Annotated in this window: 14 protein-coding genes; 9 read left to right on the top strand and 5 right to left on the bottom strand. The window is 63.5% G+C overall.

Translation table 11 applies throughout. From position 1 onward, the window contains the following. Positions 1-151 precede the first annotated feature (151 nt). A complete protein-coding gene (locus tag MWN76_RS01240) occupies positions 152-2155 on the bottom strand; it encodes a BCCT family transporter (RefSeq protein ID WP_250458702.1) in 2004 nt (667 codons plus the stop codon). 104 nt (positions 2156-2259) lie between these two features. Between MWN76_RS01240 and arfB the strand changes: the two genes are divergently transcribed. The 3 genes from arfB (at position 2260) to MWN76_RS01225 (ending at position 4387) form a co-directional block, all read left to right on the top strand. Beyond that, a complete protein-coding gene (gene arfB / locus MWN76_RS01235; RefSeq protein WP_250458701.1) occupies positions 2260-2673 on the top strand; it encodes an alternative ribosome rescue aminoacyl-tRNA hydrolase ArfB in 414 nt (137 codons plus the stop codon). A gap of 91 nt (positions 2674-2764) precedes the next feature. Then, positions 2765-3826 (top strand): Ldh family oxidoreductase, encoded by a 1062-nt coding sequence (locus tag MWN76_RS01230; protein WP_250458700.1) that lies wholly within the window; start codon positions 2765-2767, stop codon positions 3824-3826. Positions 3827-3985: 159 nt separating this feature from the next. After that, positions 3986-4387 (top strand): GFA family protein, encoded by a 402-nt coding sequence (locus MWN76_RS01225; protein WP_250458698.1) that lies wholly within the window; start codon positions 3986-3988, stop codon positions 4385-4387. A gap of 308 nt (positions 4388-4695) precedes the next feature. On the opposite strand, the gene MWN76_RS01220 is transcribed toward MWN76_RS01225, so the two are convergent. Then, positions 4696-5322 carry a DUF2799 domain-containing protein gene (locus MWN76_RS01220; RefSeq protein WP_250458697.1) on the bottom strand — a complete coding sequence of 209 codons (627 nt, stop codon included), beginning with the start codon at positions 5320-5322 and terminating at the stop codon, positions 4696-4698. Between the two features lie 242 nt (positions 5323-5564). Between MWN76_RS01220 and MWN76_RS01215 the strand changes: the two genes are divergently transcribed. Continuing rightward, on the top strand, positions 5565-7007 hold the full coding sequence (locus tag MWN76_RS01215) for an amidase (protein ID WP_250458696.1): 1443 nt from the start codon (positions 5565-5567) through the stop codon (positions 7005-7007). Beyond that, the gene (locus MWN76_RS01210) at positions 7004-8203 is read left to right on the top strand and encodes a pyridoxal phosphate-dependent aminotransferase (RefSeq protein WP_250458695.1); all 1200 of its coding nucleotides are present in this window, start codon (positions 7004-7006) and stop codon (positions 8201-8203) included. Before MWN76_RS01215 ends, MWN76_RS01210 begins: the two co-directional genes overlap by 4 nt. 42 nt (positions 8204-8245) lie before the next feature. On the opposite strand, the gene MWN76_RS01205 is transcribed toward MWN76_RS01210, so the two are convergent. From MWN76_RS01205 to MWN76_RS01195, 3 genes are all read right to left on the bottom strand, one after another. Further along, positions 8246-9094: a DUF817 domain-containing protein gene (locus MWN76_RS01205; protein ID WP_250458694.1), complete on the bottom strand. Its 849-nt coding sequence runs from the start codon at positions 9092-9094 to the stop codon at positions 8246-8248. Positions 9095-9183: 89 nt separating this feature from the next. Continuing rightward, positions 9184-9300: an SDR family oxidoreductase gene (locus tag MWN76_RS01200; protein ID WP_250458693.1), complete on the bottom strand. Its 117-nt coding sequence runs from the start codon at positions 9298-9300 to the stop codon at positions 9184-9186. A gap of 5 nt (positions 9301-9305) precedes the next feature. After that, complete coding sequence (locus MWN76_RS01195; protein ID WP_250458692.1) at positions 9306-10058, bottom strand: SDR family NAD(P)-dependent oxidoreductase; 753 nt, start codon at positions 10056-10058, stop codon at positions 9306-9308. 172 nt (positions 10059-10230) lie between these two features. On the opposite strand from MWN76_RS01195, the gene MWN76_RS01190 reads away from it, so the two are divergent. From MWN76_RS01190 to MWN76_RS01175, 4 genes are all read left to right on the top strand, one after another. Further along, complete coding sequence (locus tag MWN76_RS01190; protein ID WP_250458691.1) at positions 10231-11175, top strand: LysR family transcriptional regulator; 945 nt, start codon at positions 10231-10233, stop codon at positions 11173-11175. A 101-nt stretch (positions 11176-11276) separates the two neighbouring features. Beyond that, positions 11277-12614 (top strand): lactonase family protein, encoded by a 1338-nt coding sequence (locus MWN76_RS01185; RefSeq protein WP_250458690.1) that lies wholly within the window; start codon positions 11277-11279, stop codon positions 12612-12614. A gap of 17 nt (positions 12615-12631) precedes the next feature. Next, on the top strand, positions 12632-13459 hold the full coding sequence (budA, locus tag MWN76_RS01180; RefSeq protein ID WP_250458689.1) for an acetolactate decarboxylase: 828 nt from the start codon (positions 12632-12634) through the stop codon (positions 13457-13459). A gap of 44 nt (positions 13460-13503) precedes the next feature. Continuing rightward, positions 13504-15924 carry a Lon protease family protein gene (locus tag MWN76_RS01175; RefSeq protein WP_250458687.1) on the top strand — a complete coding sequence of 807 codons (2421 nt, stop codon included), beginning with the start codon at positions 13504-13506 and terminating at the stop codon, positions 15922-15924. Positions 15925-15929 lie beyond the last annotated feature (5 nt).

The following is a 15929-nucleotide window of genomic DNA, read 5'->3' as shown; positions in this document are numbered from 1 at the left end:
AGGGTAGTCGAAACAGGCGCCGCTGGTGGATTAGTTACCTGAGCTGGCTGGCCATTTGTTGCGGGCGTTGTTGCAACAATGTTGCCGCTGGGTCGACGGTAGGGAAGGGAGCCGGAGACCGCGCATGGCGGCCGCCGGCCATTGCGGATGATCAGCGCAGCGTGTGCAGGAACTGCAGGTGGCGTTCGTACTGGGACAGGATATCCGTGAGCAGCTGGTCATCGGTCCAGCCCATCACATCGTAATCCTGCCCACCCTCGTGCAGGTGCACTTCCGCGCGGAAGTATTTTTCCTCGCTGCCGTCGTCGGTGGTGTCGTCCAGTTTCTGGTCGGAAAAGTCCGCGTGTTCCGGCAGTACGGCACTGGGTTTCAGGTGCGCCTTGGGGTGGAGGCCGTACAGGAAATCCACTTCGTCGCCCTGGAACACCCGCAGGAAAACATAGCTGTTGTCGCCGTGGACGATCTCGGTGGTATAGCCACTCCTGTCCATTTCCTCGGCGAACTCCCGCAGTGCCGGCTCGCCCACATCGCGGATATACTCCCGCACTTCTTCCAGCGATGGCAGCTCGATCAGGTTTCGGAGCCGCCGCCGCCAGCCCACCGGGTTGCGCGCGGTGACCGGCGCGACCGGTGCCGACTGCGACAGCCGCTTGACGGTATCGGTGCGCAGGGCGGAGATCAGCCCGTAGATGGCGATCATCAGGATGACCGAGAAGGGCAGTGCACTGGCGATGGCGGCTGTCTGCAGGGAGGCGAGCCCGCCGGCCAGCAGTAGCGCGATGGCCACGACCCCGATCAGGGCACACCAGAAAATGCGCTGCCACATGGGGGTGTCGTCGCGGCCATGGGATGCCAGCATATTCACTACCATGGCCCCGGAGTCCGCCGAGGTGACAAAGAAGACGATCACCATGATCACGGCGACGAATGAAAACAGCCCGGAGAGTGGGAACTGCTCCAGGAATGCGAACAGTGCCAGCGACTGGTCCTTGTCCACCACCTGGCCCAGCGACGTCAGCCCCTCGTCGAGGATCATGTGGATGGCGGAGTTACCGAAAAACGTCATCCAGAGCAGGGTAACGGCGGCCGGCACCAACATGGCGCCGACAATGAATTCGCGAATGGTGCGGCCGCGGGAGATGCGGGCGATAAACAGCCCCACGAATGGCGACCAGGACATCCACCAGCCCCAGTAGAAAATGGTCCAGCCCCCCAGCCAGTCGGTGGGCTCATAGGCGTAGAGGTTGAAGGTCTTGCTGACCAGCACCGACAGGTAGCTGCCGAAATTCTGCACGAACGCCTGCAGCAGGTAGACGGTACTGCCCAGCGCCATCACCATCAGCAGCAGCAGCGCGGCCAGGCTCATGTTCAGCTCCGACAGCCGCTTGATGCCCACATCCAGGCCCATTACCACCGAAATGGTGGCGAGAATGGTGGTGACCACGATCAGCACCACCTGGGTGGCATCGCCGACCGGTACCCCGAACAGGTGGTTGAGGCCCGAATTGATCTGCAGCACCCCGAAGCCCAGGGTCGTGGCCACGCCGCAGACAGTGCCGACAATGGCGAAAATATCCACCGCGTCACCGATGGGGCCGTAGATGCGCTCGCCGATCATCGGATAGAGTGCCGAGCGCAGCGTGAGCGGCAGTTTGTGGCGGTAACTGAAATAGGCCAGAATCACCGCCACGATCGCATAGATGGCCCAGGCGTGCAGCCCCCAGTGGAAAAAGGTCAGCACCATTGCCTGCTGCGCCGCCTCCACGGTGCCGGTCTCGCCCACCGGCGGCTCCAGGTAGTGCATCACCGGTTCGGCCACGCCGAAGAACAGCAGGCCTATGCCCATACCGGCGGAAAACAGCATCGCGAACCAGGCGCTGTAGCTGTAGTCGGGCTGCGCGTGCTCGGGCCCCAGCTTGATCTCGCCGAAGCGGGATACGCCCACAAATACCACGGTGAGCAGGATGATCGCCACGACCAGCACGTAGTACCAGCTCATATTGGCGACGATACCGGCCTGCAGGGCCTTGAAGAATTCCGTCGCGTTCTGCGGGAAGACAACGGCGTAGGCCACCAGCAGGAGCAGGATCCCGGTCGACAGATAGAAGACCGGGGGATTGAAGTGCCCCTTGGAATTACTAGGCTCAGAGTTCATAGCGCGGTGTCCGGATCAGTACTGCTGTTAATTTTTGCGCCTATCGCGTTTAGCATAGTCGAGCCCATTGTATAGGCAGTTGACAAATATCAAATTGACGATTAATGCTGAAAATATCTAACAAAACGGCCATTCCGCTGACCGAAATCGATATGAGCGCGATGCGCGCCCAGGGTTCAGGGGGCCAGAATGTCAACAAGGTGTCCAGCGCAATCCACCTGCGATTCGACATCCGCGCCTCGTCGCTGCCCGAAGAACTGAAGCAGCGGCTGCTGCGACTGAGCGACCAGCGTATCACCGCCGAGGGTGTTGTCGTGATCAAGGCGCAGCGCTTCCGCACCCAGGAAAAGAATCGCGAGGATGCGCTGGAGCGTCTGCGTACACTGCTGCAAGGCGCCGCCCGGCGGCAGAAGAAGCGCGTCCCCACCAAACCGACCAGGGGCTCGAAGGAGCGACGCCTGAAGAAGAAAACACAGCGCGGACAGGTCAAGGCGCTGCGCGGTAAGGTGCGCGAGTAGCCACCGGCGGCGGTGGCACTGCAGCAAGTTCTTACCAATAACGCGGGAGGGGTATTCTCAGCTTCGACCCCGGCAGTAATACGGAGAGATCATGTCCAAACGTTACGATGCGACGCAACTGAAAGATTTTGCCAGCGCCCTGTTCCAGCGCGCCGGACTGGCGCCGGAGCGCGCCGATGTCCTGGCCGGGGTCTTCCTGCAGGCGGACCTGCTCGGCTTCACCACCCACGGCATGAACCGCGTCGGCAGCAACCTGGGCTGGCTGGAAAGCGGCGAGTCCCGACGCGACGGCGAGCCGGAGGTGATCGCCGATCGCGGCAACTGCTTCAACTGGGATGCAGACTTCCTGCCCGGCCCCTGGGTATTGACCCGCGCCATCGACCACGCGCTCGAGCGGCTGCCGGAACACGGCGTGGTCACGGCGACCATCCGCCGCAGCCAGCATATCGCCTGCCTGGCCGCCTACCTGCCGCCGATCGTCGAGGCCGGCTATGTGGCGATCCTGACCTGCTCCACTCCAGCGGAGAATACCGTCTCGCCGCAGGGCGGCCGGGATCCGCTGTTCTCCGCCAACCCCCTGGCATTCGCCGCGCCCGCCGGCGACTACCCGCTGCTGTTCGATATCAGCATGTCCGTCACCGCCGGCGGCTATGTGGCCCGCGCCAGGCGCGAGGGCAAAACACTGCCCACCCAGTGCCTGAAAGACAGCGAGGGCAATCTCTCCGACGATCCGGCTGCGTTCGAGAACGGCGGCAGCATACTGCCGGTGGGCGGCGCCGACCACGGCTACAAGGGCGCGGCGCTCAGCGCCATGCTGGAAGTGCTGTCCATGGGCCTGGGCGGCTACGGTCGCGGCGACGAATCGGCCAGGGGGGACGACGAGGCCAACTCGGTCTTCCTGCAGATCATCGACCCGCAGGCCTTCGGTTCCCGGGGGGACTTCCTGCGGCAGACGGTGGCGCTGTGCGACCTGTGGGAGCAGGGACGCAGCGACAGCAGCGATTCCCGTTTGCGGGTGCCGGGCCAGCGCGCCTGGGCCGCGCGCGCGCGGCAGCTGCGCTTGGGTGTGGAGCTGTACCCGACCATCATGCAGGACCTGCAGGCCTGGGCCGACAAATTCGACGTCCCGCTGCCGGAGCCCCTGAATCCCTGAGCTTTTCTTTATAACGCCAGTTCCGGAGTTCGGGATTGCGGCCCGGCACCGATCCCGGATTCCGGCGCAGCGCACCTCTAACCGGGCTACGCCCTGTAGGAGCCTGCCTTGCAGGCGAATGGATCGCGGCCCCATTCTTTATAAGAGAGAGAACACCGGATGATCAGAAAAATCGGAGAAACGGAAATACAGGCCGTGCACCGGGCGGCCTGCCACTGCGGCGGGGTGCAATACGAACTCGAACTGCCGCGGGGCATCGCCGAGCCGCGACGCTGCGATTGCTCCCTGTGCCGGCGCCGCGGCGCCATCGTCGCCTCGGTGCCGCTGGCCGGGCTGCGTATCCTGCGCGGCCGCGAACAACTGAAACTCTACCAGTTCAACACCATGACCGCAGAGCACTACTTCTGTGGTAACTGCGGTATTTACACCCACCACCGGCGCCGCTCCAACCCCGACGAATACGGTTTCAATATCGCCTGCCTGGAGGGCGTCAACCCGTTTGCCCTGGGCGAGGTACCCACCGACGACGGCATCAATCACCCGGCGGACCGGGAGCGCTGAATGTGACGGGAATCCATTGCCAGTGTGCTCGGGTTTGTCGAGCTTGAAAAACTGAAAGCACCTGCACCTGCTGGTATTCCGTTTCGCGCAATCGTAGCCCGGATGGAGCGCAGCGGAATCCGGGACCGGGGCGCCCCGGCACTGCAATCCCGGATTCCGACGCTGCGCACCTCCATCCGGGCTACGCGCTTGATCGCGACTACCGGCTGCTCCTACATTTCTGAGGGTCCCGAGTCCCGAGTCCCGAGTCCCGAGTCCCGAGTCCCGAGTCTCGAGTCTCGAGTCTCGAGTCTCGAGTCCCGAGTCCCCTACCGGTAGGGCGACAGTGCCTGCACTTCCTGGTATTCCGCCTCGCGCAGCGCCAGTTCGTACTCGAGATCCTCGATCTGCATACCCAGTTCGCTGTGGCGGTCCTTGAGTCGGGCGACTTCCGCCAGCAGTTCGATGCGCTCGTCCCGGGTGGCCTCGTCGCTGACCAGGCGCGCGCTCATTGCGGCGATATCGTCGAGCAGGTGTTCGCGTTCCTGCTCGCGGTCGTGGATGGCCCCGGAAACCTCGTTCAGCGCGGCCTGCACCCGATAGATATCGCGCCCGGCCTGGTAGGCGGCCAGGAATGGCGGCTCCAGGCCCGCCGGGCAGACACCGTTGTAGGTGCGGCCCGAGCGGCCCAGGCGGTAACCGCGCTGGTCGGTGCAGTAGAGACGGAGGCCCTCGTTGCGGCCGGCGCGGTAGGCGCCGGTATCGGGGCGCACACCGTATTCGGCACAGGCCTGGCGGCGCTCGCCCAGTTGCGCCACTGTCAGCCCGGCGGCGCCGTCCTCAAAGCCGAGGGCGTGCCAGTCGGCCACCAGGCACTCCTCTTCGCTCATGCTGGCACAACCACCGGTCAGTATCACCAGCCCCGCTATCGCTATTTTTTTGTGGATCTCAATCACTGCTCGCATCCGTCTGCGTTTTTCGGCTGCAGATTATCGCACCAAAGCTGTCTGGATCCTGAAGCTGGCCACAAAAAAATGGAACGCCTGTTGCAAGTTGATCGGGAAAGTGAGCGTCGCCTTTGCTGCCCCCGTTGGCGGGAAAGCATCGGGGCGCACAAGTCTACGGGAATGCCGCGGGTTTGGCGCCGTTCCGTACTACGATAGGTGGTGCATATAACTGAGAAGAAGAGGAATTGCCGATGAATGATTTTGTCCGCATGACAGCGATGGAGCTGTTGCAAGGGTATGAAGACAAGTCATTTTCCCCGGTTGAAGTCACCGAAGCCCTGCTGAAACAGATCGAGCGCTGCAATCCGGCCGTCAACGCCTATTGCCTGGTGGATGCGGAAACCACCCTGGCATTCGCGCGCGAGTCCGAGAAACGCTATGTCGATGGCAAGCCGCGCGGGCAGCTCGATGGCGTACCAGTGGCGGTCAAGGACGTATTCCTCACACCCATGTGGCCCACGCTGAAAGGCTCCAGGACAGTCCTGCCCGAATCCACCATGGGCAAGGAGGCACCCTGTGTCGCGGCGTTGAATCGCAACGGCTACGTGCCGCTGGGCAAGACTACCACCCCCGAATTCGGCTGGAAGGGGGTCACCGACAACCCCATCGACGGCGTCACCCGCAATCCCTGGAACCCCGAGAAAACCGCCGGCGGATCCAGTGGCGGCAGCGCCGCGGCCGTACCGCTGGGCATGGGGCCGCTGGCGCTGGGCACCGACGCCGGCGGTTCCATCCGCATCCCGGCCGGCTTCTGCGGCCACGTGGGCCTGAAGCCCAGCTTCGGCGAAGTGCCCCACTGGCCGGCAAGCCCCTTCGGCACACTGGCGCACGCCGGCCCCATGACCTGGACAGTGACGGACTGCGCGCTGATGATGAATGTGATCAGCGAGGCCGATCTCCGCGACACCAACGCGATTCCGCGGCGCAATATCGATTACCTGGAAGCCATTGCCGGCGAGCCGAAGGACCTGCTCAAGGGCGTGCGCATCGCCTACAGCGCGACGCTGGGCTACGTCAATGTGGACCGGGAGGTGGAGGAGACGGTGCGCGAGGCCGCGCACCTGCTGCAGAGCCTGGGTGCGGAGGTCACCGAAGTGGCGCCGGGCTTCGACGATCCGCTGGCGGCCTTCGGCCACCTTTTCTACGGCGGCGCGGCCAATGCGCTGCGCAATCTCGGCAAGCGCCAGCGTGCGCTGATGGATCCGCAACTGGTGGGGGTGGCGGAAAAGGCGGCGCAGCTGACGATGCTGGACTACCTGGCGGCGGTCAATGAGCGCACGGCGCTGTGCGAGCGCATGGCCAACTTCCACCGCAAATACGACCTGCTGCTGACGCCGACCCTGCCGATCACCGCCTTCAAGGCCGGGCGCGAGGTGCCGGAAGACTGGCCCAGCACCCGCTGGCCGTCGTGGACGCCGTTTACCTACCCGTTCAACATGACGGGCCAGCCGGCGCTGTCGGTACCCTGCGGGTTTTCCTCCGATGGCCTGCCGATCGGCCTGCAACTGGTGGGCAGGCGCTTCGACGATGCATCGGTACTGCGCGTCGGCCAGGCCTACCAGCTGGCCGCACCGCTGACGGACAAGCGCCCGGAGCTCTTCCATACCGGCGCCACCGAGGGGGAAAAAGCGTGAGTCGGCTGGATTTTGATTTCTATGAGTCCGAGGATCCGGTCTGGAACCCGGCGCTGTTGACGATACCGGTGCCCGGTATCCGCAAGATGGTGAACCTGGCGGCGACCATGGACGATGTGATCCACCTGTCCATTGGTCAGCCGGACGCACCGGCGCCGCCACACGTGATACAGGCCGGTGTGGATGCACTGCAGGCGGGCCAGACCGGTTACACCATGGACGCCGGCCTGCCGGAGTTGCTCGATGCGTTGGCCGAGTACAACAGCGAGCGCTACGGCCGCAGTATCTCACCGGAAAATATTCTCGTGACCACCGGTGCCACCGAGGCCATCTACCTGGCGCTCACCGCCGTATCCGCGCCGGGCCGGGAGTTTATCGTACCGGACCCGTCCTTCATGCTGTACGCACCGCTGATCCGCATGCACGGCGGCGACGTGCGCTATATCCCCACGCGCGCGGAAAACAATCACCAGCTGGATCCGCAGGATGTGATCGATGCGATCGACAACAACACCCACGCGATCGTCCTCAACTCCCCCAGCAACCCCACCGGCACCGTCTACCCGCGGGAAACCGTGGAAACCATCGTGCAGGAGGCGGCCTATCGCGGTATCTACGTGATCAGTGACGAGGTCTACGACCACCTGGTATACGACAACCGCGACTACGCCGGCGTACTCAGCTGCTGCTCGGACCTCGACCATGTGATGATCATCAGCAGCTTTTCCAAGACCTTCAGCATGGCCGGCATGCGTATCGGCTGGCTGATCGCCAGCCAGGGCGCGATCCGCAAACTGCGCCGCTACCACATGTTCACCACCACCGTTGCCAACACCCCCTGCCAGTGGGCCGGTGTCGCCGCGCTGAAAGGCCCGCGCGCCTTTATCGACGACATCCGCGAGACCTACAAGCAGCGCCGCAATCGCCTGGTGCAACTGGTGGAGCAGACCCCGCACCTGGAAGGCTATATGCCCGAGGGCGCTTTCTACCTGTTTCCCTCACTGCCGGAAGGCGTCAACGGCAACAACGTCGCCCTGCGCATGCTGCGCGAAACCGGCGTCTGCACCATCGCCGGCGACACCTTCGGCGAATCCTGCCGCAATGCCCTGCGCTTCAGCTATGCCACTTCGATCGAGAATATCGAGCGGGCATTCGAGCGGATTATTCCGTGGATGGAGCGGCAGGATTTTGGGTGATTCATTGAGACAGATTTCTTTAAGGTCATGTCAAACCAGAGATCAGTTTTGCATATGCCTGCCTGTGAGTTTGTCGAGAGAATTGGTTTCTTTCTGAGATTCAAGGGAACTTTCTGTTGTAGCCTTTGCGCCATGCACCAACGACACCAAAACAAAACTCAACAACATCAGCAGGTACCAGGACGACAGCTTGGCCATGGGTACCATGCTCCAGGTATCGGATTGGTTGGGATAGATCCAGATATTGACAAAGGTGGCGATATTCTCGGCAAACCAGATGAACAGTGCTACCAGGAGCCAGCCAAGCAGCAATGGCATTCGCCGATAGACTGAGTCCACCCTGAAATAAATCTGTGTTCGCCAGAATAGGAATAGTGTGCAGCCGAGTAGTAGCCAGCGCAGGTCCGGAATGAAGTGATGGGTGAAGAAGTTCAAGTAGATCAGTGCTACCAGGGCGATTGCCCAGCGGTTGTCGGGATAGCCACTGTAGCGGAATTCGAAAATTCGCCAGATCCGTGCGAGATAGCTGCCCACCGCGCTGTACATAAAGCCGGTAAACAGGGGGACATTGCCGATGCCAAATACATAGGCTTCCGGATACACCCAGGAGCCGATGGCGTCGGCGGTCTTGAACAGTTCCATGACGGTCGCCACCAGGTGGAAGACGACAATCACCAGTGCCTCGCGCAGGGTCTCGAACCTGCACAACAGTAGAAACAGTTGAAAACCGATGGCGGCGAGGAAGATAAAATCGTAGCGATGCAGGGTTTCCAGTGGGTACCAGTACTTGGTGATGATCATCACTACCAGCAGAAAGCCACCGAACATGCAGGCGTAGGCCTGTTTGAGGCCGAACAGCCAGAATTCTCGAAGTAGGGGATACAGCGGCACGCCTTTAACCTTGCTTGTCCTGAACCAACTTGACCGGCCACCCGGCAGTCAACAGTTTATCAGGCAATTGACTGCGGCAGGCAGCAATATCAGGCAAAACCGGTCAACAGCCCCCCATCCGCCAGCACTGTGGTCCCGGTGATATAGGATGCCTCCCCGGACGCCAGCCACATGGCCACCCGAGCTATTTCCTCCGGTTCCGCCACCCGTTTCACCCCCCCCGCACGATACTGTTGGCCCTCGCCACCGCCGCTTCGTTCTGCCCGGTGGCGCGGCGGAACATGGGCGTGTCGGTTATACCGGGCGCGACTACATTGATGCGCAGCCCCCGCTCGGCGTAATCCTGGCTGGCGCTCTGGGCCAGTGCCTCGAGGGCGCGCTTGCTGCTGGCGTAGGCGGCACCGCCCGGGCGGGTGGCATAGGCGTGTTGGGACGAGGTGATGACGATGCTGCCACCGCCGGCCTTGAGCATTTCCGGAATCTGGTATTTCATCGCCAGGAAGACACCGCGCAGGTTGGTGTTGTGGATCCACTCCCATTCCTCCAGCTCGATCTCGTGCAGCGGTTTGAAAGTGACTTCGCCGGCGTTGTTGAAGGCGATATCGAGCTTGCCGTAGGTGTCCACCGTCTCGTGGATAAATCTCTGCACCTGTTCGGGCCTTGTGACATCGGCGTGGATATAGCGCACCTCGCCGCCGGCCCGGCGGATCGCTTCGGCGACCTGTTCCCCCAGTTCTTCCCGCCGGCCGCAGAAGGTCACGCTCGCGCCCTCGGCGGCGAACAGCCGCGCAGCGGCCGCGCCGATTCCGGAGGTAGCACCGGTAATGGCGACCACCTTGCCGGTAAAGCGCGCTTTTTGTGTGTCGCGGTCGTCGCTTTGGGCTGTTGCCGGTATCGCAGAGGCGGCCGTGGTACCCAGGGCCGCCGCGCCCAGTTTCAGAAAGTTGCGCCGTGGATTGCTCATCAGTCTCTTCCGTCGCGGTCATTGGCTTTGGTCTGTCGCCGGTTACTCTGCCGCAGTCACTCGCATGGAATAAATCCGTGTTCCGGCAAGGTATTCGTGATTGTCGGTCAACAATGTATCGTGACCGCGTGGTAGGCTGGATCACCGATCGAATGACATCAGGGGAATCGCCATGCCGCTGGATACGTCCGCCATCGCCGTATTCGCCAGCGTTGTGAAGCACTCGAACTTTGCGCGTGCGGCGGAAGAGCAGGGGATGACGCCCTCGGGCGTCAGCCGGGTGATCTCGCGACTGGAGGAGCGCCTGGGTGTGCGGCTGCTGCAGCGCTCTACGCGGCGCCTGTCACTGACCGAGACTGGCGCGGCGTTTCACCAGCGGGCATTGCAGATACTGCGGGATCTGGACGAGGCCGAGGTGGAGGCCTCGGCCGCCAGCCTGCAGCCGCGCGGGCTGCTGCGGCTCAATGCCCCGGTGGTATTCGGCCGCCAGCATATCGCGCCGCTGTTGCGGCCGCTGCGGGCCAAGTATCCGGAGCTGTCGGTGGAGCTGACGCTCAGCGATCACTTTGTCGACCTGATTGAGGAGGGCGTGGATCTCGCGGTACGTATCGGCGCGCTGTCGGATTCGCGCCTGATCGCGCGGCGCCTGTGCGCCAACCGCCGCCTGCTGGTGGCCAGCCCGGATTACCTGAAACACCGCGGTACGCCGCGGGCGGCGGCGGACCTGGACGATCACGATTGCCTGGTATTCACCGCCCTGGACAGGCCGCACCAGTGGCGGCTGGTTGGCCCCGAGGGGCCGGTGACCGTTTCCGCCGCCGGGCCACTGGTCTGCAACAACGGCGAAGTGCTGACCGAGGCCGCCAAGGACGGTCTCGGCATCGCCCTGGGCGCCACCTTTTCCGTATCCGGCGCGCTGCGCTCCGGTGAGCTGGTGCGGGTGTTGCCGGACTACGAATTCGAGTCCACGGCCATCTATGTGATCTACCCCTCCACCCGGCAGCTGTCCCGCAAGGTGCGCGCGGCGGTGGATTTCCTGGCGTCCGCCTTCGACGGCGTGCCGGCGTGGGACACCGCCCTGCCCGGGGAGGTGCCGGGTTTCGCCGCCAGGGCCTGATTGCACCATTCGTGAACCGGGGGCAACAAACCCTTGATCGCAGCCCGCTTTTTCCCCGATGCCGCTGCCGCTAGATTCTTTTCTCGGCCAGCAATCGTTGATTGCTGAAGGAAAATATGGGGGAGGCGGAATTGAAGGTGGTGCAGCGGATTCTTTTCAGACTGCTACTGGCGGCATTCGCGGTGAATGTCACTGCCGCCGAGTTGCCAGACAGTATCCTGAGCGGGCTGGACGCGACAGTGATCGCTGCGGTGGCCGACGGCGACTTTGTCGGCGGCAGCTATGCCAGTGGCGAACTGGCGCCCCTGTTCGCCGGCTATCGGGATCGGCTCCTGCTGCTGCGCCGCTCGGGCGACCGCTGGTGGCGCGAGTGGCTGCCGGTTTCCAATTCGGTTGCGGCACCGCCGGAAGTCCTGACGCTGTCGGCAGGCGGCCGCACGGCGTTTGTGATCGAGCGACTGGCGCCCCGCGGAACCGGGGCGAGCCGTATCGCCGACCTGGCGCCGGGACGGCGGCTGTTTGCGATCGCACTGCCGCCGGGTGCGCCGGCGACAATCGCCGACAGCGTCGCCCTGGGGGATTACCCGGAGGCGCTGGATCTGAGTCCGGACGGTCGCACCGTCGCTGTGGTTTCCAACAGCGGTGGCAGGAGCCTGCTGCACTTGGTGCCGGTCGCCGACAACCGCTTTGCCGCCCCGCAGCAATTCGATCTGGGTGAGATGCTGGAAGACGGGCGGGAGATTTACGCCAGCAATATCCACTGGCACCCGTCGGGCCGCTCGCTCGCGGTCAACCTGAACACCCGGAATCGGGTGCTTTTCCTTTCCTTGCGCAACAGCGACGAAACATTTTCCCTGCAGCCCTGGGGTGAGCCCGTAGCGGTGGGAACTGATCCTTTCGTCGGTCGCTTTACACCGGGTGGCCGGTACTACATCACCTCCGACTGGGGGCGCGATTTCGGTGCCGTTGATCTCGCCGGCCGCCTGCCCGAGAAACCGTCGCGGCTGAGCGTGATTCGGCTCGCCGATCCGGAGGCGTCGGAACCCCGCCACCGGCTGCTGCACTCCGTGCACTCGGGGCAGTCCGCCGAGGGGTTGGCGATCAGCGCCGACGGTCATCTGGTCGCCACGGTAAATATACGCGGCACGCCCTTTCCCGAACAGAGTCCCCGTTTCCAGCGCCGCGCTTCGGTGTCCCTGTTCCGCTTTCGTGCCGACGCCGGCCGACTGGAGAAAGTCGCCGACACCCCCTTTGCCGGAATCCTGCCGGAAGGGGGCGCCTTCGATCCGTCCGGAAAGTATTTTCTCGCCAGCGTCTTCGAGTACCGCGACCGCGAGGGCGGCGGTATCGAGCTATTTCGGGTGGAGGAGGACGGCTTGCGGCCGCTGGGGCGGATCGCGATGCCGCACGGGGCACACCATATTGCTATCGCCCATTGAGAGAGGCAGAGAAACTGATGCTGAAATGTTCACGGAAATATTGCCTGGTCGCTATTGCTGCCACCCTGTTGTCGCCGCAGACGCTCGCCGAAGAGGCGCCCACTGCGGGCCCGGGCCACCGGCTCGACGATGCACTCTATCAACTGGCGCCCACCGCAGTGCTGGCGCAGGGACTCTACGAAGGACCGACACCGTTTCGAGAGCTGCTGCGCTTCGGGGGCTTTGGTCTCGGCGGTATCAACCCCATCGACGGCGAGATCATTATTGTCGACGGTGTCGTCTATCACGCGAGTCACCGCGGTGGAAAACTACGTCGAGTGGAGCCGGGCGAAAAAAGTCCTTTCGCCTATATTAAGAATTTTCGCGAGGATCGTCGCCTGGAGCTGCCGGCGGCGGCCAGCCTCGATGAGTTGATACGGGAAATCGAGCAGCAGTTGCCGAGCCCGAACCTGATATATGCCCTGCGTATCGAGGGCCGCTTCGACTACCTGAAGCTGCGCAGTGTGCCGCGGCAGAAACCGCCCTATCCGCCCATCGACAAAGTGGTGAAGCAGCAGTCTGTCTACGAACACCGGGATCTGGTCGGCACCATCGTCGCCCTGCGGCTGCCCGGCTATCTCGCCGCGACGTCCGGCCGTGGCTTCCATATGCACTTTGTCGATGCGGAGCGCCGCCTCGGTGGCCATGTGTTGGACCTGCGCAGCCCGGCGCTGTCGGTGCCGGTGGACGAGAGTCGCGGCCTCAACCTGATATTGCCGGACAGCCCGGCGTTCGATAAGGCGAATTTCGGCGCCTCCGCGGATGCTTCCGGCGCCTACCGGCGCGCCGTGCGGCCGCGAGACTAGACTGAAAGTCCGGCAACCGAAAACGGCTTCACCCCGGACTGCGCATGAGTCTAGATCCCCTGTCCCCGGAACAACTGTATCGACACTGCCCGCTGGAATGGCTGGAACCCGAACCCGCGGCGGCGGATACCCAGGAGGGCGCCCGCCTCGGCCAGCAGCGAGCCCTGGAGGCGCTGGACCTGGCGCTGGACCTGTCCGGCAAGGGTTACAACCTCTATGTCGCCGGTTCCGTCGGGCTGGGCAAGCACCACCTGGTCGGCGAGCGTATCGATGCCTGGGCCAGGGGGCGGGAGCCGGCCGACGATCTCTGCTATGTGCACAACTTCGACGCCGAGCACCGGCCCAGGGCTCTGGTACTGCCCGCCGGTACCGCGCGCCAGTTGCAGCGCGACACCGAGAGCCTGCTGGAGCACCTGCTCACCGCCATTCCCGATATTTTTCGCAGCGACGAGTATCGCGCGCGTCGGGAAGAATTGAAAAAGGAAGTCGAGGATCGGGAGGAGGCGGCCTTCTCCGAGCTGACGGAACGGGCGGCGGAACTGGATATCGGGCTGGTGCGCACCCCGCAGGGGTACACCATCGGGCCGCAGAAAGAGGAAGACTTTATCAGTCCGCAGGAGTTCTCCGGTCTGCCGGAGGGGGAGCAGGAACGGCTCAAGGAAAGTATCGACAAGGTCAATGCCGACCTCAAGAAAACCCTGGGCCGCGCGCTTCGCTGGCACGAGGAGCTGGCAAAAAAGCTGAAGCGCCTGAACCGCGAATACCTGCACCTGACCCTGGACGAGCGTATCGAGTGGCTGCGCCGGCGCTACCAGCGGCTCGAACAGGTGCAACACTTTATCGACAATATCAAGCGCGACGTGATCGACAATGCCGACGATTTCCGCGCTGCCGGCGAACGGGGCGAGAAGGAGGACATCTCCGTCGGCAAGCTGATCCGCCTGCGGGAGTTCACCCGCTTTCGCGTCAATGTGCTCGTCGACAACGGCGATGCCGACGGCGCGCCGGTGGTCTACGAGGACAATCCCACCTATATCAACCTGTTGGGGCGCATCGAGCACGAATCGCAGATGGGCGCCCTGACCACCAATTTCAGCCTGATCAAGGGCGGAGCCCTGCACCGGGCCAACGGCGGCTGCCTGATACTGGATGCGCGCCGGCTGTTGATGGCGCCCTTTGTCTGGGAGACCCTGAAGCGGGCCCTGCGTTCCCGGGAAATCAAGATACAGCCACTGGAATCGCAACTGGGGATGCTGTCCACCATCACCCTGGAACCGGAACCGATCCCACTGAACGTGAACGTGGTGCTGATCGGCGAACGCTGGCTCTATCACCTGCTGAAGATGCACGATCCGGAATCGTCGCAGCTGTTCAAAGTCTACGCGGATTTTGCCGAGGACATCGCGCGCGAGCGCGACAGTGTGGCCGCCTACGCGCAGCGTATCCACACCATGGCACACGAGGAAAAACTGCGGCCGCTGTCGAGAAAAGCCGTGGCGCGGGTGGTGGAGCAGGCGTCGCGCTCGGCTGGCGATGCGGAGAAGCTGTCACTGCACGGCGAGCGGCTCTCCGACCTGCTGCGCGAGGCGGATTACTGGTGTCGCCGCGAAGGCGCCGAATGGGTAAGCCGGGAACATGTGCAGAAAGCCGTGGAGCAGCGCGAGTACCGCCAGCGACAGATGCAGGAGCGTGTGCAGGAGGCGATGGAGCGCGACATCCTGATGATCGAAACCAGCGGCCAGCGGGTGGCGCAGATCAACGGCCTGGCGGTGACCGCGATCGGTGACACCGCTTTCGGTCGCCCATCGCGCATCACGGCGACCGCGCGGCTCGGTAGTGGCAAGATGGTGGATATCGAGCGGGAGACGGAGCTGGGCGGCCCCTTGCATTCGAAAGGCGTGCTGATCCTGGGTGCCTTTCTCGCCAATCGCTATGTGCCTTCGGAGCCGCTTTCCCTGTCCGCGAGCCTGGTGTTCGAGCAATCCTACGGACCCATCGATGGCGACAGTGCCTCGCTGGCGGAACTCTGTGCACTCCTGTCCGCTATTGCCCGGGTACCGCTGCGCCAGAATTTCGCCGTCACCGGTTCCGTCAACCAGTTGGGGCAGGTGCAGGCGATCGGCGGCGTCAACGAAAAGATCGAGGGCTTTTTTGATCTCTGCCGCGCGCGCGGCCTGAGCGGCGATCAGGGCGTAGTGATTCCCGCGGCCAATGTGCAGCACCTGATGTTGAAAAGCGCCGTGGTGGAAGCGGTGCGTTCGAACCGCTTTGCGATCCATGCGGTGGATCGTGTCGATAGCGCGCTGTCGCTGCTCACCGGTCTGGAGGCGGGCGTTGCCGACGAGCGCGGAGACTACCCCGAGGAGTCCTTCAACGGGCAGGTACGGGGGCGGCTGCAGCTACTGGGGAAAAAGCACTCGGATTTGTTGCGGCAGGATCTGGACCGGCTGGATCCGGAGGAGTAGCTGCG

It is taken from the genome of Microbulbifer litoralis, assembly GCF_023634065.1.
GTDB lineage: Bacteria > Pseudomonadota > Gammaproteobacteria > Pseudomonadales > Cellvibrionaceae > Microbulbifer > Microbulbifer litoralis.
This window is presented reverse-complemented; position numbering and strand designations above follow the sequence as displayed.